This window comes from Pseudomonas sp. JE3303, assembly GCF_056312565.1.
The window spans coordinates 209623-234904 of record NZ_JBWGIF010000012.1 but is presented as its reverse complement, the minus strand read 5'-3'; the positions used below and the strand labels follow the sequence as shown (position 1 = coordinate 234904).

The window sequence follows — 25282 nt, the reverse complement described above, 5'->3', positions numbered from 1 at the left end:
AGACCGCCGGGTTGTGCGGATTGTCAGGCCAGTCCTGACGGTCCAGTTCGACCACCGGCACTTTCAACGATGGCAGGCGCTCGCGCAGCGCCTCCAGGGTCAATACCGCGACCGGAGCGCTGTCTTCCAGCAGGTAGCGCAGACGCTCGTCCGGGTGCGCGGGGTCGATCGGGACGTAGCCGGCGCCAGCCTTGAGCACGGCGAGCAGGCCGACCAGGGTATCGAGCCCGCGGCGTGCCAGCACCGCCACGCGGTCATCCGGGCGCACGCCCAGGCTGAGCAGGTGGTGCGCCAGGGCATTGGCCCGCTGGTTGAGTTCGCCATAGCTCAAGGACGCATCCCCGGCCTGGACCGCCATAGCCTCGGAACGCTCCGCGGCCTGCTGCTCGATGCGCTGGTGCAGGGTCAGTCCGGCCTTGTACGCGATGGGCTGGGGATTGAACCCTTCCAGCAGCTGTCGGCGCTCCTTGGCGCGCACCAGTGGCACCTGTTGCAGTAGCACCTGCTCGTCATCCACCAGCGCCTGCAGCATCTGCTCGAAGTACTCGGCATAGCGGCGCACCGTCGGCTCGTCGAACAGCGCGGTGGCATATTCCAGGTTGCCGATCAGCGCCTGACCCTGCTCGCCGAGGTTGAGTGACAGGTCGAACTTGGCCACCTGGGTGGACTGCTCGATCAGCTCCAGTTTCAGCTCTTCCAGCTGACTGACCGGGGCGTCTCCAGGAAGCCAGTTCAGGGTGGTCTGGAACAGCGGTGCGTAGGCCAGGCTGCGCGCCGGGCGAACGATCTCGACCACCTGCTCGAACGGCAGGTCCTGGTGCTCCTGGGCCTCCAGCAGTCTCGCCTTGACCTGGGCAAGCAACGCCGCCCCGCCCTGCGGGCCAGCGGTATCGACGCGCACTGCCAGGGTGTTGACGAACAGGCCGATGAGGTTCTCCAGCTCGGTACGGCCGCGGCCGGCCACTGGACAACCGATGACCACCTCGGCCTGCCCGGACAAGCGAGCCAGCAAGGCGGCCCAGGCGCTCAGCAGCGTCATGTACAGCGTCACCCCGTGGCGCTGGGCCAGGGTCCGCAGACCGGTACTCAAGCGCTCATCGAAGCGGATCGCCAGGCTCGCGCCGGTGAAGTCCTGTTGCGCAGGGCGCGGCCGGTCGCTGGGCAGCGTGAGCATCCCGGGGGCCCCCTCCAGCGCCTGGCGCCAGTAGGCGGCCTGGTGTTGCAGGCGCTCGCCGTCCAGCCAGCGGCGCTGCCAGAGGGCATAGTCGGCATACTGGATCGGCAGCACCGGCAGTGGATCAGCCAGGCCCAGCCGCAGCGCCGGGTACAAGCCCATCAGCTCGCGGGTCAGCACACCCATCGACCAGCCATCGGCGACGATGTGATGCAGCGTCAGCGTCAGCACATGATAGTCATCGCCCAGTTGCAGCAAGGCACCGCGCAGCAGCGCGCCCTGGGCGAGATCGAACGGGCGGGCAGCGGCGTCGCGCAGGCGGCCGTTCAGTTCAGCGGGTTCCTGGCGCAGGTCTTCACGCTGCAGCAAGGGCGCTGGGCAGACGGGTGCGATCACCACCTCGGCACCCTCGCCCGCCTTGACAAAGCGGCTGCGCAGAGTCTCGTGGCGCTCGACGATGCGCGCCAGGGCCCCTTGCAATGCCTGTACGTCCAGGCTGCCGCGCAGACCCAGTGCCAGCGCCATGTTGTAGGCCTGGTTGCCCCCGTCAATCTGCGCCAGGAACCACAGGCGCTGCTGGGCGAAGGACAACGGCACCGACTGTTCCCGGGAAGTGGGCACGATGCCCGGCAGATCGCTACGCCCGGCATGCGCCAGCGCAGCGGCCACGGCGGCCAGCTCGCCCAGGGCGAACAGTTCGCCCAGCGGCAGCTCCACGCCCATCTGCTCCCGCACCTGCGAGACCATGCGCATGGCCAGCAGCGAATGCCCGCCCAGGTCGAAGAAACGGTCATGCCGGCCAACCCGCTCGACATCCAGTACGTCGGCCCAGATCTGCGCGAGGGTGATTTCCAGTTCGCCCTTCGGCGCCTCGAACTCACGCTCGGACAGCGCCAGGCGCTCGGGGCTGGGCAGCGCACTCCGATCGAGCTTGCCATTGGCGGTCAGCGGCAGCGCCGCGAGTTCGACATAGGCTGCCGGGACCATGTATTCGGGCAGGTGTGCCTGGAGATGGCTGCGGATCTGCTCCCCGCTCGGCGCCGCGAGCCCCGCCTGCCTGGTCACATAGGCCACCAGGCCGGTGCGGCCAGGTGCATCGTCCCGGGCCAGCACCACCGCTTCGCCGATGCCCGGCAAGCCGTGCAGGCAGGCGACGATCTCGCCAAGCTCGATGCGGAAACCCCGAATCTTCACCTGGTCGTCGTTGCGTCCCAGGCATTCCAGTTGTCCGTCTTCAAGCCAGCGGACCAGATCGCCCGTACGGTACATGACCGCTCCCGGCGCCTCGCTGAAGGGGTCGGCGAGGAAGCGCTCGGCGGTCAGTTCCGGCCGGTTCAGGTAGCCCATGGCGACGCCGTCACCGCCAATGTACAGCTCGCCGACCACCCCTTGGGGCAGCAGGCGCTGATGGGCGTCGAGCACATAGACGCGGGTATTGCCGATGGGCCGGCCGATCGGCACGTCCTGGGCCTGCCCGTCCAGCGCCACGACCTCGCACGCAGTGGCAAAGGTGGTGGTCTCGGTAGGCCCGTAGACGTTCATCAGGCGCACCGCAGGAGCAGCGGCGCGCATCGCCCGGAACGCCGCCGGGTCCGCCCGCTCGCCACCCGTGAAGAGCACGCGCAGGCCCGCGAACGCCTGGGGAATCACTTGCACGTAGTGATTGAACAGCGCGCTGGTCAGGAACAGCACGCTGATGCCCTCTTCCTGCAGTGCCTTGGCATAACGCGCGGGGTCCACCAGGGTCAGGTGATCGATCACTCGCACCTGGCCGCCATTGAGCAAGGCGCCCCAGACCTCCAGGGTACTGGCATCAAAGGCCGGGTTGGAGGCAAAGCCGAAGCGGTCCCGGGAGTCGAATCCGGCATACCCGTTGTTCAGCACCAGCCGTGCGATGCCCCGGTGAGGCACGCGCACGCCTTTCGGCGCCCCGGTCGAGCCGGAGGTGTACATGACGTAGGCCACCGTGTCAGCACCCTGGGCAAGGTCCGGGTCATGGGCCGGCTGGTCGTCGAGGTCCAGTCCGTCAAGGTCAATGCGGCGAACCGGTGCATCAACCTGCGTGCCGTGCAGGGTGAGCACGGCCACGGCCTGGCAATCGATAAGCATGAAGGCCTGGCGCTCGGTGGGAGCATTGCTGTCCAGCGGCACGTAGGCCGCGCCGCACTTGGCGATGGCGAGCTGGGCGGTCAGCAGCTCCAGGGAACGGGGCAGCAACAGCGCCACTGCAGCGCCAGGCTCGATGCCTTCGGCCATGAGCCAATGGGCCAGCCGGTTGGCGCAGGTGTTGAGCTCGCCATAGGTCATGGCTAGACCGTCCTGCACGGCGGCCAGGGCCGATGGATCCTGGGCGACCTGACGCTCGAACAGCCGATGCACAGGTTGATCGCGCGGATAGTCACGGAGGGTGTCGTTGAACGCCACCAGAAGGCGCTCGCGCTCTGGCGCGGGCAGCAGGCTGCGCGGCTGCAGCGGCAGCTCATCGGCCGTCTGCAAGGCATCCACCAGGTGTTCGATGGCCTGGTGCAGGTAGGCGCAGATGCGCTGCGGGTCGATGCCGGGGGCGGCCAGCGCCGTCAGGTCGAAGGCATCGCCCAGGTCGTCGACGCTCAGGGTCAGCGGGTAGTTGGTGCGCTCCTCGGCATCGAGCAGCTCGATGCCCTGCCACGCTTGCCCGGCAACCGTGTCGGCTGTCTGCGCCGAGCTGCCATGGCGGTAGTTGAACAGCGTCCCGAACAGCGGCGCGCCTGCTGGCAATGCGCTGCAGCGCTGGGCCAGGACGAGCTGGGCATGCTCGTGAACCAGCAGCTCGCTGAGCCGGCGGTGGGTATCGAGCACGGCGTCGCGTGGTGACAGTCCGGCCAGGTCCAGGCGCAGCGGCAAGGTATTGATGAACACGCCAAGGGCGCGTTCCATGCCTTCGCCGCCCTGCAGACGACCCAGCAGCACGGTGCCGAACACCACACTGTCCCGGCCCGACAATTGCCCCAGCACCTGGGCCCAGGCCAGGTGCATCACGCTGGCGGCGCTGACCCCCAGTTGCCGCGCCTGCTGGCGGACCTGCCGGGCGAGGTCTGCGTCGACCCGACGCTTGGCCTCGGTGGGTAGCTGCGCCTCGGCCAGTGGATGTTTGCCATAGGCAAGCGTCGGCTCATGGATGTCGCCGAGCCGGGCCTTGAAATAGGCTTCATGGGCGTCGCCGCCCAGCCCTTGCAAGGTCTGGGCGACGTAGTTGCGATACGGCACCGGCGCTGCCAGCTGCTGCTCCTGGCCAAGCAGCACGGCCTGCATCTCGTGGCGCAGGGCGTCGAGGGCGACATGGTCCATGACCAGGTGATGGAACAGCAGTACCGCGACTACGCGCTCGTTGCGCGGATCGCTGGCGTGCAGCAGGCGAATCAGCGGCGGGCGGGTGAGGTCCAGGCGGGCACTGTGGGTTTGCTCGAGCAGGCCGTCGAGGACATCGCATGAGTCGACCGAGCATTCCAGCACCGACAGCGGCGCCTCGCGCAGGACAAGCTGCACTGGTGCGGCCAGGCCCTCCCAGACCAATGCGGTGCGCAGGATGTCATTGCGCTCGATGACGCGCTGCAGGGCCTGGCTGAACAGCGCCAGGCGGCGTTGATCAGCGAAGGCGAAGCGCGCCTTGAGCAGGTAGGGGTCGCCGTCGGTCGCCGTCAGGTGATGGTAGAGAATGCCGGTCTGCAGGGGTGCCAGGGGATAGATGTCCTGCACGTTGGCTACACCGCCCGGCACGCTGGCGACGATGCGCTCGATCTGTGGCTGGTCGAGCGCGAGCAGTGGCAACTGGTCCGGAGTGATGTGCGTGCAGCCGGCGCCAATGCGGTTGGCGGGCACTTCGACCTGGGTATCCGCGCCTGTCGCACTGGCCAGGGCAGCCAGGGTCGGCTGGTTGAACAACACGCGGATATCGGCCGCAAGGCCCAGGCGCCGCATCCGCGCGACCAGGGTCACGGCCAGCAGTGAATGCCCGCCCATCTCGAAGAAGTTGTCATGCCGTCCCACCCGCTCGACACCCAGCAGCACTTGCCAGAGCTCGGCCAGGGCGATCTCGGTGTCTCCCAGTGGCGCCTCGTACGGGCGTGACAGCATGGCATCGGCACCCGGCGCAGGGAGCGCCTTGCGGTCCAGCTTGCCGTTGGGGCTCAGTGGCAGGGCCTGGAGGTGCACGAACAGGCCCGGGACCATGAATTCCGGCAACTCGAAGAGCAGCGCCTGGCGCAGCGCCTCTACTTCCAACGTGGTCACGCCGGTGTAGTAGGCCACCAGGCGCTTGTCGCCGGGCCGGTCTTCACGGGCCAGTACCGCCGCTTCGCCGACGCCCGGCTGGCGGGTCAGGCATGCCTGGATCTCGCCCAGCTCGATGCGCAGGCCGCGAATTTTCACCTGGTCGTCGTTGCGTCCCAGGTATTCGAGCGTGCCGTCGGCCAGGTGCCGGGCCACGTCCCCGGTACGGTACAGGCGGGCCTCGGGCTGCGGGCTGAACGGGTCTTCGATGAAGCGCTCGGCGCTGAGCGCGGCGCGGTTGAGGTAGCCGCGCGCCACCTGCACGCCGCCGATGTACAACTCACCCACTACGCCCCGGGGCACCGGCTCGCCCTGGGGATCGAGCACATACATCCGGGTATTGGCGATCGGCTTGCCGATGGGCGTGTTGTCGGGAGTCTGGTCCAGGGGCTCGGCGCAATGCCATGCGGTCACGTCGACCGCGGCCTCGGTCGGGCCGTAGAGATTGTGCAGCTCCACGGTCGGCAGCTGCGCCTTGAAGCGGCGCACCAGGCTTCCGGGCAGTGCCTCACCGCTGCACAGCACGCGGGCGATGCCGGTGCAGGCCGAGGCATCGCCGTGGGCCAGGAACACATCGAGCATCGAGGGCACGAAGTGCAAGGTGGTGATGCCCGCGTCACGGATCACTTCACGCAGGTAATCCGGGTCCTTGTGCCCGCCGGGCCGCGCCATGACCAGCCGCGCACCGGTCTGCAGCGGCCAGAAGAATTCCCACACCGACACGTCGAAGCTGAACGGAGTCTTCTGCAGCACCGCGTCATGCGCGCCCAGGCGGTAGGCGTCCTGCATCCACAGCAAGCGATTGACAACACCGCGGTGCTCGTTCATCACGCCCTTGGGCTGGCCGGTCGAACCGGAGGTATAGATCACGTAGCACAGATGACGCGGGGTCAGGCCGGCGACCAGGGGATTGTCGCTGGCATACCCGCCCAGTCGCTGCGCGTGCAGGTCAACCCGCGGCACCTGCACTTCGCCCAGCAGCGCGGCGGTCTCAGGCTGGACCAGCACGGCAACGGGGGCGCTGTCTTCGAGCATGTAGCGGATGCGGTCCAGCGGGTAGGCTGGGTCCAATGGCACGTAGGCACCGCCGGCCTTGAGAATGGCCAGCAGGCCGACGACCATGGCCGCCCCGCGCTCCACGCAGATCGCCACGCGGTCGTCAGGACGCACGCCGAGGCCGATCAAGTGATGGGCTAGGCGGTTGGCCTGGGCGTTGAGCTGTGCGTAACTCAGAGGGCCGTCTTCGGCCTCCACGGCAATCGCCTGGGGCGTGCGCTCGACCTGGGCTTCGAACAGCCCGTGCAGGCTTTGCTCAAGGTCGTAGTCGACCGCCGTGGCGTTGAACCCGAGCAGCAGGCGGCGGCGTTCGGCGGCCTGCGGCAGCGGCACATGCTCGAGCGCCCCCTCATCATTCGACACCATGGCCCAGAGCAACTGCTCCAGATAGCCTGCATAGCGCTGCACGGTAACCTCGTCGAACAGTGCAGTGGCGTACTCCAGCGCGCCGTTGATGCCGTCGGGACCTGACGCCAGGCTCAGGGTCAGGTCGAACTTGGCGAATGGGAGCGGGGCCGCGATCGGCTCCACCTGCAGATCGCCAAGGGTCAGCGATTGACCGTCGTCGCTGATCCAGGTCAGCGACGCCTGGAAGACGGGGCTGTGCGCCAGGCTGCGCGGCGGACGCAGCACATCCACCACCTGCTCGAAGGGCAGGTCCTGATGCTCCTGCGCCGCCAGCACCTGGGCCTTGACCCGGGCCAGTAGCGCGGCGGTGCCCAGCTCGCCGGAGGTGTCGATGCGCAGGGCCAGGGTGTTGACGAACAACCCGACCAGCCCCTCGATCTCGGCGTTGCGGCGGTTGGCCACCGGCGAGCCGATCACCACTTCGGGCTGACCGGCCAGGCGTGCCAGCAGCATGGCCCAGGCCGACAGGCAGGTCATGTACAGGGTCACACCGTGTCGCTGGGACAGCTCACGAAGCTCAGCGCACAAGCGTGGGTCGAGGCGCAGCTCGACGCTGGCGCCGCTGTAGTCCTGCTCTGCGGGACGCGGGCGGTCGGTGGGCAGGGTCAGCAGCGCAGGGGCGCCGGTCAGTGCCTGCTGCCAATAGCTGCTTTGCTCACGCAGCACTTCACCGCGCAACCATTCGCGCTGCCACACGGCATAGTCGCCATATTGCAGTGCCAGCTCGGGCAGAGGGTTGTCCTGCGCCTGACTGAACGCCTGGTAAAGCGCCTGCACTTCGCGGGTGAGCACGCCCATGGACCAGCCATCGGCAATGATGTGGTGCAGGGTCAGCAACAGCACGTGCTGGTCATCGTCCAGCCGCAGCAGCCGGCCACGGACCAGCGAATCCCGGGCCAGATCGAATGGGGCATTGGCCTCTTCGCGCAGGTGAGCCGCAAGGTCCTCGGGCTTCCCGCGCAGTTCTACCAGCGGCAGCAGCGCTGCCGGGTCCGGCGCGGCGAACAGCAGTTGCGCACTGTCATCAAGCGCGACAAAGCGGCTGCGCAAGGTTTCGTGGCGCTCGATGATGCACAGCAGAGCCCGGCGCAGGGCGTCCACGTCAAGCCGTCCACGCAAGCGCAGGGCCAGGGGAATGTTGTAGGCCTGGTTGCCGCCGTCCATCTGCGCCAGGAACCACAGGCGCTGCTGGCCGAACGACATTGGCGTGCCGTCGCCGCGGGGCACCGGCACGATCGCCGGCATGCCAGTGCCTCTTGCCTCGCCCAGGTGCTGGGCCACTGCAGCGAGTTCAGCGTGGGCGAACAGCTCGCTCAAGGGCAGCTCGAGGCCCAGCAGCAGGCGCACTTGCGCGACCATGCGCATGGCCAGCAGGGAATGCCCGCCCAGTTCGAAGAAGTTGTCATGCCGCCCTACCCGTTCGACCTGCAGTACATCGGCCCACAGCTGGGCCAGTGCGGTTTCCAGCGCGCCTTGGGGGGCGGCGTATTCCCGGCTGAACAGTGCCGCGCCTTCTGGCCGTGGCAGTGCCTTGCGGTCGAGCTTGCCGTTGGCAGTCAGCGGCAGGGATGGCAGCTGTACGAAGGCCATCGGGATCATGTATTCAGGCAACCGCGTCTGCAGTTGGCTGCGCAGGTCGGCCACGGTGAGGATCGCGTCCCCGGGCTTGGGCGTGAAATAGGCGACCAGGCGTGCCTGGCCTGGCTCGTCTTCCCGGGCCACGACCACGGCGTCGTTGATGCCCGGCAACTGGCCGAGCTGGCTTTCGATCTCGCCCAGTTCGATACGCATGCCACGGATTTTCACCTGGTCGTCATTGCGGCCCAGGTACTCCAGGGTGCCGTCGGCATTCCAGCGCGCCAGGTCGCCGGTGCGGTACATGCGCTCGCCCGGGGTGAACGGATCGTCGAGGAAGCGCTCGGCGGTGAGCTCGGGCCGGTTGAGGTAGCCCCGGGCGACGCCGGCACCGGCGACGTACAGCTCGCCGGTGACGCCCAGGGGCACCAGTTGCCGTTGCTCATCGAGCAGGTAGACGCGGGTGTTGGCGACCGGCTTGCCGATGTCCAGGGCGCCGCCCGGCCGCAGCTGGCCCGAGGTCGCCACGACGGTAGCTTCGGTCGGGCCGTAGTTGTTGACCACGGCAAAGCCCGGATCCCGATGGAACTGGCGCAGGCGGTCACCGCCGATCAGCAGGGTGCGCAAGGTCGGGTGGCGCAGGTCGCGGCTGAAGGCATATTCGGCCACGGGGGTGGGCAAGAAGGCGACCTGCAGCGGCTGGGCCAGCCACCAGTCGAGCAACGCATCGAGCTGCTCGTTGCCGATGTGCTCGGGCGGCAGGTGCAAGACCGCCCCCGCGCACAGCGCGGGCCAGACTTCCCAGGCCATGGCATCGAAGCCAAAGCCCGCGACGCTTGCGGTGTGGCTGCCGGCGTGCAGGTCGAAGGCCTGGCAATGCCAGTCCACCAGATTGTTGAGGGTACGGTGTTCGACCATCACGCCCTTCGGCAGGCCGGTGGAGCCCGAGGTGTAGATCACGTACGCCAGCTGGTCCGGACTGTAGACCGCCGGGTTGTGCGGATTGTCAGGCCAGTCCTGACGGTCCAGTTCGACCACCGGCACTTTCAACGATGGCAGGCGCTCGCGCAGCGCCTCCAGGGTCAATACCGCGACCGGAGCGCTGTCTTCCAGCAGGTAGCGCAGACGCTCGTCCGGGTGCGCGGGGTCGATCGGGACGTAGCCGGCGCCAGCCTTGAGCACGGCGAGCAGGCCGACCAGGGTATCGAGCCCGCGGCGTGCCAGCACCGCCACGCGGTCATCCGGGCGCACGCCCAGGCTGAGCAGGTGGTGCGCCAGGGCATTGGCCCGCTGGTTGAGTTCGCCATAGCTCAAGGACGCATCCCCGGCCTGGACCGCCATAGCCTCGGAACGCTCCGCGGCCTGCTGCTCGATGCGCTGGTGGAGAGTCAGTTCGGTCTTGTACGCGGTGGGCTGCGGGTTGAAGGCTTGAAGCAGTTCGCGCTGCTCTGCCGACGGCAGGACGCCGACCTGGGCGACGAGACGCTGGGGCGCCTGCTCCAGCGACTCCACCAGCTGTTCCACGGCGCGCTGCAGATAGCCGCATACGCGCGCTGCGTCGATGCCCACCGCCTGCGCGGTCAGGCTGAAGCCCTGGCCGAGGTCGTCGACGCTGAGCACCAGCGGATAGTTGCTGCGTTCTTCGGCGTGCAGTATCTCGATGCCTTGCCAGGTTTCACCGCCGGTGGGCGCCGAAGCGCTGTGGCGATAATTGAGCAGGCTGTTGAACAGCGGTGTCGGTGCCGTCACGCCGCTGCAACGCTGGGCCAGGGCCAGTGGCGCATGTTCGTGGCGCATCAGCGCAGTCAGGCGCTGGTGGGTCAGCTGCACGGCGGCCAGCACCGTCTGGCCGGCCAGGTCCAGGCGCAGGGGCAAGGTGTTGATGAAGATGCCCAGCGCCCGCTCGGTGGCTTCTGCGCCCATCAGGCGCCCCATCAGCACGGTGCCGAACACCACGCGATCGCCGCCGGCCAGGCTAGCCAGCACCTGCGCCCAACCCACGTGGAACAGGCTGGCGACGCTCACCCCCAGCACCCTCGCTTGAGCACGCAGGCGCAGGCTCAGTGCCGGGTCCAGCGCTGCGGTGTGCTCCGCGATCTCGGAGCCGTCACCGTCCAGGTCTTGCAGCCCGTAGGCCAGCGACGGGGTATCCAGGTCGCCAAGCATGTCGCTGAAAAACGCCTCGTGCTCTTGCTCGCTGACACCCAGGCATGCCTGCCCCACATAGTTGCGAAACGGCACCGCGGCGCCCAGTTGTCCACCCTCGCCGGCCAGACAGGCCTGGATCTCGTGGCGCACCACTTCCAGAGCGCTGTGATCCATGGCGATGTGGTGGAACAGTAACGTGGCTATCACGCGTCCAGCCTCTGTCGAGGCGTGACAGGCCAGGCGAATCAGCGGTGCCTGGCCAAGGTCCATGCGCGTATCGGGCTCGCCGGTGCACATGTCGACACGCAGCTCGGCCTGGCGCCACACGACCTGCACTGGCGTCTGCAGCCCCTGCCAGTGCACCGAGGTGCGCAGGATGTCATGCCGCGCGATGACCTTGCGCAGGGCGTTGGCGAAGGCGTCCAGCCGGGCCCGGTCGGCGAAGGCGAACTCCACGCGCATCACGTAGGGGTCATCGCCGGTGGCGCTGGCATGGTGGAACAGAATGCCCTGCTGCAAGGGCGCCAACGGGTAGATGTCCTGAACATTGGACGCGCCCCCAGGCACCTGCTCCACCAGCGCGTCGATAGCCGCGTGGTCCAGCTCTGCCAGGGTGATCATCCCGGGAGTGATGCGCGTGCAGTCCTGCGCGATGCCATTGGCGGGCACTTCGAAGGCGGGGCGTTTGCCGCTGCTGTACTGGCCTTGCTCGATCAGCTCGATCAGCGCCGGCTTGTGTTCGCGCAGGCGCGCCACCAGGGACTTGTCGCTCAGGGCCTGGCGATTGCCCTGCACCACCAGCTGCCCGTCCTTGAGTACCAGCTCGATGTCGTGGTGCTTGAGTGTGGCCAGAAGTTCATGAATGCTCACAGGACGATCTCCATTCTGTCTGTGATGGCGGCGTAGCCAGCCAAAGTCGGTTGTTCGAACAGCGCCCGCACATCGGCCTCCAGGCCTTCCTGGCGCAGGCGTGCGGTGAGGCTTACGGCCAGCAGCGAGTGGCCGCCCAGTTCGAAGAAATTGTCATGCCGCCCTACCCGCTCGACCCCGAGCAGATCGGCCCAGAGACGGGCCAGCAGGATCTCGGTGTGACCCTCGGGCGCCTCGTAGGCACGCTCCAGCAGCGCCTCGGCGCCGGGCAGCGGCAGGGCCTGGCGATCCAGCTTGCCGTTGGGGCTCAGGGGCAATGCGTCAAGGTGCGCATACAGCGCCGGCACCATGTAGTCCGGCAGCCTGGCCAGCAGCGCCTCGCGCAGAACCTCCACGGCCAGGGCCGTCCCGGTGTAGTAGGCCACCAAGCGCTTGCCGCCCGGTGGCACATCGCGCACCAGCACCAGCGCCTGGTCGATGCCCGGGAGCGTGCGCAGGCAGGCCTCGACTTCCCCCGGCTCGATGCGCAGCCCGTTGAGCTTGACCTGATCGTCGGTGCGGCCGAGGAAGTGCAGCTGGCCGTCCGTGCCCATCCGCACCAGGTCGCCGCTGCGGTACAGGCGGTCTTGCGCGGCAAAGGGACTGTCGATGAAGCGCTCGGCCTGCAACTCCGGCAGGCCCAGGTACCCGCGGGTCACCCCGGCGCCGCCAATGTGCAGTTGCCCGGCGACACCCTGGGGCACCGGCTGGTCATGGGCGTCGAGTACATACAGGCGGGTATTGTCGATCGGGCGGCCGATCGGCAGCGTCGTGGCAGGTACCGGAGCGCCGGGCTCCAGGGTCCAGACACTGCAATCGACGGTCGTTTCGGTCGGGCCGTAGACGTTGTGCAGGCGCACCTGCGGGAGGCATTCGCGTACCTTGGCAGCCAGCTCGGTGGTGAGTTCACCGCCGCCACAGAGGATATCGCTCAAACTGTGGCATAGACGGCTGTGCGGATGCTCAAGGAACTGCTCGAGCAAGGCTGGCACGAACTGCACCACGCTGACCTGCTGTACACGAATCACCTCGGCCACGTAGCCAGGGTCGCGCTGACCCTCGACGCGGGCCAGTACCAGTGGCACGCCGGTGCACAAAGGCCAGAACAGTTCCCAGACCGAGGCATCGAAGCTGATCGGCGTCTTGTGCAGGAGCGCGCCGTCGGCGGCGTTCGGGCATAGCCGCGCGGACCAGTGCACGAGGTTGGCCACATTGCGGTGCTCGACCATCACACCCTTTGGCTTGCCGGTGGAGCCGGAGGTGTAGATCACGTAGGCCAGGCGCCCCGCTGTCAGCCCGGCCACCCGCGGGTTGCCACCCGCTTTCGCCGACAGACTGGCGTCATCGGGATCGACCACAGGCATCGCCACCTCGCCCAGCAGGTCGCGGCCGACCTGTTGCGCCAGCACCACGGCCGGCGCGCTGTCTTCGAGCATGTAGTGCAGGCGCTCGCGCGGGTAGCCGGGATCGAGCGGCACGTAGGCCGCGCCCGCCTTGAGAATGGCCAGCAGGCCGACCACCATCGGCAGCCCGCGCTCGATGCAGATCGCCACCCGGTCAGCGGGCCGCACCCCCAGCGCGATCAGTCGATGGGCCAGGCGGTTGGCCTTGGCGTTGAGCTGGCGATAGCTCAAGTGACCGGCATCGCTGCGCAACGCCACGGCATCGGGCCGACGCTCGGCCTGGGCCTCGAACAGGCCGTGCAATGTCTGTCCAGCGTCGTGCGGCATGGCCGTGGCGTTGAAGTCCACCAGCAGGTGCTGGCGCTCTGCATCAGTCAGGACAGGCAAATGGCGCAGCGGCAGGCCGGGCTGGGTTTCCAACGCCTCGACCAGCCCGGCCAGGGCTTGCCGCACATACCCACAGACGCGCCGGGCGCCCGCCTGGGGCAAGGTCATGACCGTCAGGCGCAAGCCCTCGCCGAAGTCATCGACGTTCAGGCTCAGAGGGTAGTTGGTGTGTTTCTCGCTGGCATGCACCTGCAGGCCCTGCCAGGCTTCGCGCCGGGCATCCTGCCGGGCCTGGCCGGCGCTGTGCCTGAAGTTGAGTACCGCGCTGAACAGCGGCAAAGGCGCAGGGACGGCGCTGCAGCGCTGGGCCAGCGCCAGGGAAGCATGCTCGTGGCCAAGCAAGTCGGTAAGGCCTTGGTGGGTTTCACGCACCGCCGCGCCCAGCGTGGCAGTGCCCAGGTCGACCCGCAGTGGCAGGGTATTGATGAACATGCCAAGGCCCCGGTCGGCGCCCTCGCCGCCCTGCAGGCGCCCCATCAGCACGGTGCCGAATACCACCTGGTCCTGGCCCGTCGCGGCGCCCAGGACCCGGCCCCAGGCCAGGTGCAACAGGCTGGCCAGCGTCACGCCCTGGAGCCTGGCCTGGGTGCGCAGGCGCTGCAGCAGCGTGTCGGGCAGCGTCTCCTGCGCTTCTTCGAGATCGCGGCCGTCGCCTTGCACGTCACGCAGGCCGAATGGCAGGGTCGGCGCGTCGATATCGCCCAGCTGCCCGCGGAAGAATGCCTCGTGCTCGGCTTCGCTGATGCCCAGGCGTGCCTGGGCGACGAAGTTGCGGTAAGGCACGGCTGGGCGCGGGTCCTCGGGCAGGCCTTGCAGGTGGCCGAGTATCTCCTCGCGGAGCACCTCGAGGGCAGTGTTGTCGAGCGCGATGTGATGGAACAGTAGCGTTGCATCCAGCCCCGGCGTAGCCGCGTGCGGCTGGTAGTCCAGGCGGATCAGCGGGGCCTGGCTGAGGTCCATGCGCAGCGGGCGGGTGTCGCCCGTGGTATCTCGCACGTCGAGCTCTGCATGGCGCCAGACCACCTGGTGAGGGGTGTCGAGCCCGTCCCAGACCACGGCGGTGCGCAGGATATCGTGACGGGCAATACTTTTGCGCAGGGCATCGGCAAAGGTGTGCATGCGCTGCGGACTGTCGAAGGACATGCGCAGTTGCAGCAGATACGGGTCGTCCCCCTCTCCGGAGGTCAGGTGGTGATAGAAGATGCCCTCCTGAAGCGGCGCCAGGGGATAGATTTCCTGCACGTTGCCCGCACCACCCGGCACCGTGCCGACAATGCGGTCGATGCCGGCCTGGTCGAGGCTGGCCAGGCTCAGGAGCGCCGGGGTGATGCGCGTGCAGCCGTCGGGCACACGGTTGGCTGGGACTTCGACCTCGCGTCCGGAACCGACCGAGGCCGCCAGCGCCGCCACGCTCGGCTGGCCGAGCAGCACCCGTACATCGGCGTGCAGCCCGGTTTGGCGCAGACGCTCGACCAGCTTTACCGCCAGCAGCGAGTGTCCGCCCAGTTCGAAGAAATTGTCGTGCCGCCCCACCCGTTCAAGGCCCAGCACGTCGGCCCAGAGCGCGGCCATCTTGCACTCGGTCTCGCCCTGTGGCGGCGCGTAGGCCTGTCGGCTGAGCGCCGCAGTATCAGGATCGGGCAGCGCGCGGCGGTCCAATTTGCCATGGCTGGTCAGCGGCATGGCGTCCACGCGCACGAAGGCCAGCGGCACCATGTAGCCGGGAAGGCACGCGCCGAGGGCCAGGCGCAAGGCGTCCGGTTCAACCGGCGTGGTCTCCGTGAACCAGGCCAGCAAGCGTTCGCCGCGCACCAGCACCACGGCATGGCGCACGCCCGGCTGACGGGCCAGGGCCGCTTCGATCTCGCCAAGCTCGATGCGCATGCCCCGGACTTTTACCTGGTCGTCGTTGCGGCCTAGGTAGTCGAGCGTGCCGTCCGGGTTCCAGCGCACCAGGTCGCCGCTGCGGTACATCCGGGCCTGGGAGTCGGTAGCGAAGGGATCCTGGAGAAAGCGTTCGGCGGTGAGTTGCGGACGGTTCAGGTAGCCACGGGTAACGCCGGCGCCGCCGATGTACAGCTCGCCGATCACGCCTTCCGGCACCGGCTGCAGCTGCGGGTCCAATACATAGACGCGGGTGTTGGCGATGGGCCTGCCGATGTGCAGTCTCCCCTCTGCCTGCATCGAGCCAGAGGTGGCCACGACCGTGGTTTCGGTCGGGCCGTAGTTGTTGACCACGGTAAAGCCTGGGTCGCGGTCGAACTGGCGCAGGCGGTCGCCGCCGACCAGCAGCGTGCGGAGGGTCGGGTGCTGCTGCGCCCGGTTGAGGGCCTGCTCGGCCACGGGAGTCGGCAGGAAACCGACCTCGAGCGGCTGCGCCTGCCACCAGTCGAGCAACTCGTCGACGTGCTCGCCGCCCACGCTGGCGGGCGGCAGGTGCAGCACGGCGCCGGCACACAGTGCGGGCCACACCTCCCAGGCCATGGCATCGAAACCGAAGCCGGCGACGCTGGCGGTGTGGCTGCCGGCCGTCAGCTCGAACGCCTGGCAATGCCAATGCACGAGATTGGCCAGGGTGCGGTGCTCGACCATCACGCCCTTGGGCTGCCCGGTGGAGCCGGAGGTGTAGACGACATAGGCCAGGTTGGCCTCGGAAACACCCGGCACCTGCGGTTGGCTGTCGGGCTGGGCATGGCAGGCAGTCTGGTCAAGGTCCAGACAGGGCATGGCGCCGACGCGCTCGCGGGTAACGGATTCGACCAGCACCACACGTGGCGCGCTGTCGTCCAGCAGATAGGCAATGCGGTCGGCCGGATAGGCCGGGTCCACTGGCACATAGGCGGCGCCGGCCTTGAGCACCGCCAGCAGGCCGACCAGGCGCCGTGGCCCGCGGTCGAGACACAGAGCGACGCGGTCTTCCGGTCTCACGCCCAGGCTGATCAGGTGATGGGCAAGGCGGTTGGCGCGCTGGTCCAGCTGGCCATAGGTCAGCACCTGCGCGCCTTGCACCACCGCCGGTGCCTGGGGATGGCGAGCGGCCTGGGCCTCGACCAGGGCATGGATGGTGTTGCCTTGCGCGTAGACCTGTGTGCTGGCATTGAAATCGACCAGCACGCGCTGGCGCTCTGCCGGAGCCAGCAACGGCAGGGCCAGGAGTGTCTGGCGAGGCGCATGCTCCAAGGCCAGTACAAGCTGGGCCACGCTGTTGTGCACCCAGTCGATCACTCGCTGCGCGCCGATTTCCGGCACGGCCAGGACCTGCAGCGTGAAGTGGTCACCCAGGTCATCGATGCTCAGGGTCAACGGGTAATTGCTGCGCACATCGCCGCCCAGCAGGCGCACGCCCTGCCAGATGCCTTCACCGTCACGCAGCGGCACTTCAGCGCTATGCCGGTAGTTGAGCAAGGCGCTGAACAAGGGAGAGGCGGCCGGCACCGCGCTGCAGCGCTGGGCCAGGGCCAGTGAGGCCTGCTCATGGCCAAGCAGGGCCGCGAGCTGCGAATGCACCGTTTTCAGCGCCTCGCGCACGCCGCAGGCGGTGTCGACACGCAGCGGCAAGGTATTGATGAACACGCCCAGCGCCCGGTCGGACCCGGCGCCGCCCTGCATCCGCCCCAGCAATACGGTGCCGAACACCACGTCACTGCGGTTGGCCAGCACCCCCAGCACCCGCGCCCAGGCCAGGTGCATCAGGCTAGCCGCGCTGACCCCAAGCTGGCGCGCCTGGTCGCGCAGGCGCAGGCCAAGTTCGAGGTCCAGCGGGCGGCGTACTTCCTGTATATCGCGGCCCTCGCCGTGCACATCGTGCAGGCCGCAAGGCAAGGTCGGTTCGTCGACATCGCTGAGCATATCGGTGAAAAAGGCTTCGTGACGGGGCTGGTCGTTGCCCAGCGTCACCTGGGCCACGTAATTGCGGTACGGCACGGGTGGCGCCAGGTCGGCAGGGGCGTCGAACAGCACGGCCTGCATCTCGCGGCAGACCACCTCCATGGCGGTATTGTCCAGCACCAGGTGGTGGAACAGCAGCAAGGCGGCGACCTCCCCGTTGGCCGGGTCTTCGGCATGCACCATTCTCAGCAACGGCGCGCGCGACAGATCGAGCCGGTGATGACGCGCATCGAATCTGCGCTGAAGCTCCTCGACCACACTACCCTCGCCACCGTCGAGCCTTACTGCCTCGACGGCCAGGTCAGCCTTGCGCCAGACCACCTGCTGAGGGCTGTCGAGCCCTTGCCAGACCACCGCGGTGCGCAGGATGTCGTGGCGGTCGATCACTTGCTGCAGCGCTGCGGTCCAGGCTTGCAGACGGTCCAGGCTGTCGAAGGAAAGCCGCCATTGCAGAAGATACGGATCGCCCTGCACCGCGCTCAGGTGGTGATAGAGGATGCCTTCCTGCAGGGGCGCGAGCGGGTAGATCTCCTGCACGTTGGCAGCCCCGCCCGCCACTGTGGCGACGATCTGGTCGATGGCAGGCTGGTCAAGTCGGGTGAGGCTCAGCAGGTCCGGGGTGATGCGCATGCAGCCGGCCGGTACACGGCTGGCAGGCACCGCAATCTCGCGGCCTTGGTCGACGCAGCCGGCGAGCGCAGCAAGGGTGGGCTGGCGCAACAGCACGTGAACATCGGCCGGCAGGCCGGCCTGACGCAAGCGCTCGACCAGCTTGACCGCCAGCAGCGAGTGGCCGCCCAGCTCGAAGAAGTTGTCATGCCGCCCTACCCGTGCAACGCCCAGCACTTCGGCCCAGTGAGGGGCCATCGCGATTTCGACCTCACCCTGCGGAGCCACGAAGCCATGTGCCTGCAGCGCGGCAGGGTCGGGATCAGGCAGCGCACGGCGGTCAAGCTTGCCGTGGCGGGTCAGCGGCAGCTCGCTCACGCGGGTGAAGGCCAGCGGCACCATGTACGCGGGCAAGCGCTCGCGCAGGGCCAGGCGGACCTCATCGAGGTCTACTGGGGCACTTTCGGTGAACCAGGCCAGCAGGCGTTCCTCACGCACCAGCACCACCGCATCCTGCACCCCTGGCTGGCTGGCCACGGCCGCCTCGATTTCGCCCAGTTCAATGCGCACGCCGCGGATCTTCACCTGGTCATCGTTGCGGCCCAGGTACTCGAGCGTGCCGTCGGGGCTCCAGCGCACCAGGTCGCCGCTGCGGTACATTCGCGCCTGGGATTCGGTGCTGAATGGGTCTTGCAGGAAGCGTTCGGCAGTGAGCTCGGGACGATTTAGATAACCACGGGCGACGCCGGCCCCGCCGATATACAGTTCGCCCGTCACGCCGACCGGCAGTGGTTGCAGATTCGGGTCGAGCACGTAGGTGCGTGTATTGGCGATGGGTGCGCCGATGTGCAGCGCCCCGCCCGGCTGTACCTGCCCTGAGGTGGCTACCACCGTGGTCTCGGTTGGGCCATAGTTGTTGATCACGGCAAAGCCTGGGTCACGCTGCAACTGGCGCAGGCGGTCTCCGCCGATGAGCAGGGTGCGCAGTGTCGGGTGCGGCTGCGCCTGGGCGAACGCATATTCGGCGATCGGCGTGGGGAGGAAACTGACCTGCAATGGCTGGTCGCGCCACCAGCGCAGCAGGGCTACGATGTCCTCGTTGCCGTCCTGGGTGGGTGCCAGGTGAAGGGTCGCGCCGGCACACAGCGCCGGCCAGACCTCCCACGCCATGGCGTCGAAGCCAAAGCCTGCCAGGCTCGAGGTATGGCTGCCCTGCCCCAGCTCGAACGTTGCGCAATGCCAGTCCACAAGGTTGGCCAATGTTCGGTGCTCGACCATGACCCCTTTGGGCAGGCCGGTGGAGCCGGAGGTGTAGATCACGTAGGCGAGGTCGTGCGGAGCCGATGCCGCGACGTGTGGATTGCCGCGTGACGCGTTTTCGACCTGCCGGTCGATCTCCAGTACCGGGACAGCGAGTGGCGGCAGGCGGCCGGCCAGGTCTGCCTGGGTCAGCACAGCCACCGGTGCACTATCGCCCAGCAGGTACTCGAGCCGCTCGCGAGGATGCGCGGGATCGATCGGAACATACGCAGCGCCAGCCTTCAGCACGGCCAGGAGCGCCGCGAGGGTGTCGAGTCCGCGGCGGGCAACGACCGCCACACGGCTACCGGGGCGCACGCCGTGGGCGATCAGGCGATGGGCCAGCGTATTGGCCCTGGTGTTCAGCGCTTGATAACTCAGCGATCGGCCTTCGTGCACCGCTGCCACGCTGCCAGGCTGGGTGAGTACCTGGCGCTCGATGCGCTGGTGAATCAGCTGCGGTTCGGTGGCGGTGACCTGGGTGGCGTTCCAGTGCTGGAGCAGACGAGCTTCGCCAGGCGTCAGCAGGTCGAAGTCAGCAACGGCGAGACCAGGACTTTCCAGGCCTTGTTCAAGCAAGTGCAGGACATGCTCACCCAGTGCCTGGATCTCGCGCTCATCAAACCAGGCGCGGTGACAGACCAGGTGCAGCCACGCCTTGTCATCGAATCGGTTGCTGCGCAGGTGAATGGCCAACGGCGTGTGCTCGTGCCCGTTCGATACCTTGACCGTGTGCGCCAGTGCCTCGCCGTAGCGGTAGTCGTGGTCATCCTGCTCGTAGGACACCGACACCTCGAAAAGCTGCGCACGCTCCTCGCGCAGGCGGCCGAGGGCACGGTTGAGCTCGCTCAATGCATAGCGCTGGTGCCGGAAGTCGCGCTTGAGCTGATCACGTATCCCGCGCACGAGGTCGGCAAAGCCCAAGACAGGAGCGAAATCCATACGCACGGCGCTGACCTGCGTGAACAAGCCCACCGTGGACTTGAAGCGCGCTCCGCCCCGGTTGAGCAGCGGCAGGCCCACCACCCAGTCGTCGCGCTGGGCGGTACGGCTGAAATACACGTGCAATGCCGCCAGCAACACATGGAATGCCGAAGCCTGGTGCTGGGCGGCGAGTTGTTTCATGCGCTCATGCAACGAGGGGGGAAACGCCAGCACCGCGTTGCACGCCGGGACTTGGTCGGTGGTGCGGCGGTAGTGGTAACGGGACGCCAGCAGTGGCTCGGGCAAGGCCTGGTACTTGTCCAGCCAATACGCCTGGTCCCGCCCATGCCGGGCTGAAGCCTGATAGCGGCCATCGTCCTCCACAAAGTCGATGTAAGACGACGCGACGGCTTGCGGCGACTGGCCTGCCACCAGGGCGCTATAGATTTCACCCAAGGCCTTGAGCATCTGGCCAAAGCCCCAGCCATCGAGAATCAGGTGATGGGCCTGGGTGCCGAGCCAGTGACGGTCGTTCGCCAGGCGTACCAGGCAAAAGCGGAACAATGGGCTGCCGTCAAAGGTATGGAGCTGCTGCATCTGCGCCTCCATCAGGGAGCGCGCCGCTTCCAGCGGATCTTTCTGCAGGCTGGCGTCATGCAGCGGCATGGCCACGTCCATCGTTGCGGCGAAGCGCTGGAGCGGCAGGCCATCAGGGCCAACGCCTGGCAGCAAGACGGTGCGCAGGGCGTCATGGTCCGCCACCAGCTGTTGCAGCGCTTGCTGCAGCAAGGCCGGGTCAACACGTCCGTGGAGCTCGACGTAACCTCCGATATTGTAGAGCGGCGACTCGCCCCGGCTCATCTGATCGAGCCAGATATCACGTTGGGCAGCGGTCAGCGGGTAGGTGTCGGCGGCGGACATCGGCTTCATAAGATCCTTCTCATGTGATTATCCGCCAATTCAATCAGTTACCCCCCTGAGTTGTATGGCCCCTGAAACCCGGACAACCCAGAAGGCAGGATCTGCGCTGAAAATCGTGTAGGACAATTGCCATGCCTAATGCCCGCCGATCGCCCCCTGCCACCTGGGCAATCCGGCGAAAGAGACGGTTTATCTTGGTATTCCAGGATATGAAGGTAGAAGTCGTCAGGTCCGTCACCTCGGAAGTGTCCTACACCCCGATACGCAATCGGTGGCATCTTCTGTCCCCTATTTCACCTACAGATCCAAGGAGCCAGCTCAGGCTTAAATACTCGCAAACGTTTGCACAAAGGACTCGACGACGAGACCAGCCACCGCTCGCCCCGAATCAAGGATGACCAGGCCATGAAGCGAACAGACTGTATCGAGCACCTGCATGGACCGCACTTCTACGCGCAACTGGGGCAATTGGTCGCCAGTACCGGCGATCACGATTTTGCCAGACACATGCTGGATGTGATGGCGGCGCTGGTGCCGATCGACCGGCTCGACCTCAGCGAATGGACCCTAGATCCACGCCACGCCAGCATCACCCGCATCAAGCAGCTCGGCAGCGCGGGCCCGAGCGAACCCTTCCCCTCCCCCGACAACCTGCGTCATCCGCTGTTGGAAAACATCATGCAGATGCGCGATCCCTTGCTGATCCAGCTCAAGGTTCCGCCCGGCAACTGCCTTGCAGGACAAGGCGCCAGCCAATGCAATCTGGTCTCTTGCAGCGGCAACCGGCGCTGGGTGATCACGTGTCACCGCAGGCCCGGCGAGCGCGCGTTCTCACTGTCGGAGCTGGCGTTTCTGAAGCGCCTGTCCGACACCTTGCTGCCCCTGGTCGAGCAGCACGCGCTGCTGGACGCTGGCAGTGACAGCGGGGCCGCGCCCATGCTTGACGATCTCGCGCCCGGATCAACCCGGCAGGCGTTCCTGAGTCGGCTGGCCCGTGAGGATGTGCGTCTGTCGCTGCGCGAGCAGGAAGTCTGCGTGGGCCTGCTCACTGGAGGTACCGTGCCAGAGATGGCGCAGCGGCTCAACGTCAAGGTGAGCTCGGTGGAAACCTATCTCAAGCGCGCCACGGCGAAGCTGGGGGTCAGCGGCCGGCATGGACTGGCCAAATGGATGGCGATGATGGACTGCACGCCATGCCTCATGAGGTAACCTTGCCGCACATCCACAGTGGCAAGGAGTCCGTCCATGGCCCCGAAAGTGGCGGCTTTGATGCTGGCCGCAGGTTACAGCCGCCGTTTCGGCAGCGATAAACGCCAGCAGTGCCTGGACAGCGGGCAGACGCTGCTCGAGGCCAGCCTGATGCTGCCCTGCGCCAGACTGGATGAGGTCTGGTTGGTACTGCGTCCTGACGACACACGGCTGCTGTCTCTGCCGGCTGCCGTGCAGGTCGTGCAATCGGCCAGCACTCGCCTGGGCCTGGCCCACAGCATCGCCGCCGGGGTCAGCGAGGTGGCACAGGCATCCCAGGCCGATGCCCTGGCGATCTTTCTCGCCGACATGCCGTTCATAACGACCGCTACGCTGGACGCCCTGCTGACCTCCAGCGACCCAGAGCACATCTGCGTACCCGTGCATCACGGCCGCCCTGGGCATCCGGTAATCTTCGGCCGCAGTTTCTGGCCAGAGCTGCGCCAACTGGCCGGTGACAGCGGCGCTCGAGAGGTGCTGCAACGTCACGCCCATGCCGTGCGCAGGGTTGCGGTCGACGATCCGGGCATCCTGCTTGACATCGATCGGCCAGCAGACCTGCCTTGCGGCCAACAAGGACTAGACTGAGACATGACTTGGCACACTGTGCCGCCAGTGACCACTGAAAGGCATGCAGGGGGCTGCCGCACCTGGAGGTGTGAGATGAGCCAGTTCAAGCGATTGTTCGTCATGCTCGGCCCGCAGATGCGCCATACACCCGCCCTGCAACGGGCGGCGGCGTTGGCCGACTCCAGCGGCGCCCTGCTGGATATCAATGTGTGCGTCGACGATGTCGATACTTTTGGCCTGATGAGCGAGCCGCGCGAGCGCGAACGGTTGCTGGCCGACATCCGCCTGTGGCTGGCCGATGAGGCCGAATACCTGAGCAACGCCGGCCTGGATGTGTCCACCGAATTGCTGCTGACCCGCGACCCGCTGGCTGCGGTGCTGCAGCAGGTCGAGCGCCTGGGCTGCGACCTGCTGATCAAGGACGTGCAACATGAGCCGATACTCAAGCGCCTGCTGGTCACTCCGCTGGACTGGCAGTTGCTCAAGGAGAGTCCGGTGGCCGTCCACCTGGTCAGCGAGATCCGCTGTCCGATGCCCCGCCAGGTGGCGGCTGCGGTCGACCTGGTGGCCCATGGTACCGGTGAAAGCCTGGACGAGCACGTGATCGCCACCGCCCATGCCCTGGCCCTGCAATGCAACGCGGAGTTTCACCTGGTGCACGTCTGCGACGCGGCCCGCACGCATATCGCCGACTTCGGCGCCGGCACCGTGACCATGCCGGGATTCAACACCAGCGTGCGCGATGCCCAGCACAAGGCATTCAACCGCCTGGGCGATCATCATCAGATCCCGCTGGAGCGCCGCCACTTTCTCGAAGGCGCGGCAACACGGGCCATCGCCCGATTCGTCAGTCATGGGCGCACCGATGTGATCGTCATGGGCAACCACCGCCACGATGCGCTGCAAGCGTTTCTGGGTGGCACCACCGCACACGTGCTCGAGCATCCGCTATGCAACGTGCTGGCCATCAAAGGGAGTCGCTGAGGCGCAGGGAGCGGCCTCCCCGCGCAGGTGCCGGGCGGTCAGAACGCCTTGCTGTAGAACAGCGAGTACGACTCGATCCCGTCGTTGGGCTGCTTGATGCCAGCGTTCGAATAATGCATCGCCCGAAGGCCGACCTTCTGCTCGCCTGGCAGCTTCAAGCCCACTCCGATACGGTCTTCGAAGTTGAAGGACGAGCCCAGGCGCTGATCCCCCACCTCGGTCTTGGAGAATGCCGCCAGACCAATGCCCGCCTCGATGTAGGGGGTGTAGGTGAAGCCACTGAACTCGTAGACGAACACCGGGCTGAACGACAGCGAGTGGGCGCCGCTGGCGTCACCGCCTTCCCAGTAGGTGTAGGCCGCGTCCCAATAGCCGCCGAGGTGCCCGGTGCTGCTTTCGAACCATTTGTTGCTCCAGTTGGACGACAGACCAATACGGTAGGTCAGGTCGCCCTGGCTCGTGGCGCCCAAGGCGGCGGAAACTTCCGCAGCCTGGGCGAAGTTGGCCCCGGCAAGGGCTAGCAAGGCGGCCAGCGAAGCGGCGAGAGGGGTTTTCATCAGTGACAATCTCCTAATGTCTGGTGCGGTGGAGGCTTGAGCCTCTCGTTTTCATCTTGTCCACACAGGCATCCAGCCAGGTAACAAGTGGTAATACCCACGTAAGTATCTTTCAGTGGATCAGGAAATTGAAAGTACTTTGCCACCATTGTCGAGGATCAGTCGTACTCGGCTTCGGCATGTCCGCCCAGCAGCCGCCGCTGCCGTCCACTCGCCGCCGCGAGCACCTGCGGATTGAATCGCCAGTCCAGGTAGGGCGAGAATTTTTGCGCGACCATGCGCCGGGCATAGTGCACCTGCAACATGTCGCGCACATGACCAGGGCGGGTGTTGGCACCGCCGGCATGCCAGAGTTCGCTGCGAAATACCAGCACGTCCCCAGCCTTGCACAATACGGGCATCGCGCCCTGTCCTTGCCAGGTGAGTTCACCTTGCAATGGCGCGCGTCCGGCACGGTGGCTGCCCGGAATGACAGAGGTTGGCCCGGTGAATTCATCGACGTCGGTAAGGTACATCTGCACGGTGAGTATCTGCACAGGCAGGTGAAAATCCGTCCTCGCCCAGACCCATTCCGGCAGCTCCAAAGGCAGATGATCCAGGTGCAAGACCATGCCCGGGTAGCCAGGATGGCTGCGCCAGGCAGTCTGGCCGATGATGTGGCAGTCATCACCCAGGACGGCTTCGGCCAGTTCGATCAGCCCAGGCAGGTCCAGAAAAGGCAGCCACAGCGGGTCGCGGTTGAAAACGCACTTGTAGTGTTCGAGCAGGCCTTGGTAGTCCCAGTGAATAGGCTGCAACTGATCGATGGCGCCGCGCAACAGTGCAACCTGCGCGGCATCGAGCACTGCGCGAACATGCACGAAGCCATCGTCGCGCAGGGCACGGAGCTGCTCTTCAAGGTCCATGGAGTCACC

General features: G+C 66.9%; 7 protein-coding genes. 3 read left to right on the top strand and 4 right to left on the bottom strand.

Annotated features, from left to right (window positions below; genetic code table 11):
* The coding region (locus tag AC0ZZU_RS18395; protein WP_476342584.1) for an amino acid adenylation domain-containing protein at positions 1–11539 on the bottom strand (11539 nt) is incomplete at its 3' end.
* The gene (locus tag AC0ZZU_RS18390; protein WP_476342583.1) at positions 11536–21018 is read right to left on the bottom strand and encodes a non-ribosomal peptide synthetase; all 9483 of its coding nucleotides are present in this window, start codon (positions 21016–21018) and stop codon (positions 11536–11538) included. The genes AC0ZZU_RS18395 and AC0ZZU_RS18390, both read right to left, overlap by 4 nt.
* Before the next feature lie 396 nt (positions 21019–21414).
* On the opposite strand from AC0ZZU_RS18390, the gene AC0ZZU_RS18385 reads away from it, so the two are divergent.
* The 3 genes from AC0ZZU_RS18385 to AC0ZZU_RS18375 all read left to right on the top strand — a co-directional run bounded on the left by AC0ZZU_RS18385 (position 21415) and on the right by AC0ZZU_RS18375 (position 23811).
* Complete coding sequence (locus tag AC0ZZU_RS18385; protein ID WP_476342582.1) at positions 21415–22218, top strand: helix-turn-helix transcriptional regulator; 804 nt, start codon at positions 21415–21417, stop codon at positions 22216–22218.
* A 36-nt stretch (positions 22219–22254) separates the two neighbouring features.
* Entirely contained in the window at positions 22255–22845 is a 591-nt protein-coding gene (locus tag AC0ZZU_RS18380) for a nucleotidyltransferase family protein (protein ID WP_476342580.1), read from the top strand.
* A gap of 75 nt (positions 22846–22920) precedes the next feature.
* On the top strand, positions 22921–23811 hold the full coding sequence (locus tag AC0ZZU_RS18375) for a universal stress protein (RefSeq protein ID WP_476342579.1): 891 nt from the start codon (positions 22921–22923) through the stop codon (positions 23809–23811).
* A gap of 38 nt (positions 23812–23849) precedes the next feature.
* Here AC0ZZU_RS18375 and AC0ZZU_RS18370 read toward each other — a convergent pair whose 3' ends face one another.
* Positions 23850–24368 carry an acyloxyacyl hydrolase gene (locus AC0ZZU_RS18370; protein WP_476342577.1) on the bottom strand — a complete coding sequence of 173 codons (519 nt, stop codon included), beginning with the start codon at positions 24366–24368 and terminating at the stop codon, positions 23850–23852.
* A 158-nt stretch (positions 24369–24526) separates the two neighbouring features.
* Positions 24527–25273, bottom strand: a complete 747-nt coding sequence (locus AC0ZZU_RS18365) for a phytanoyl-CoA dioxygenase family protein (protein WP_476342575.1) — start codon at positions 25271–25273, stop codon at positions 24527–24529.
* Positions 25274–25282 lie beyond the last annotated feature (9 nt).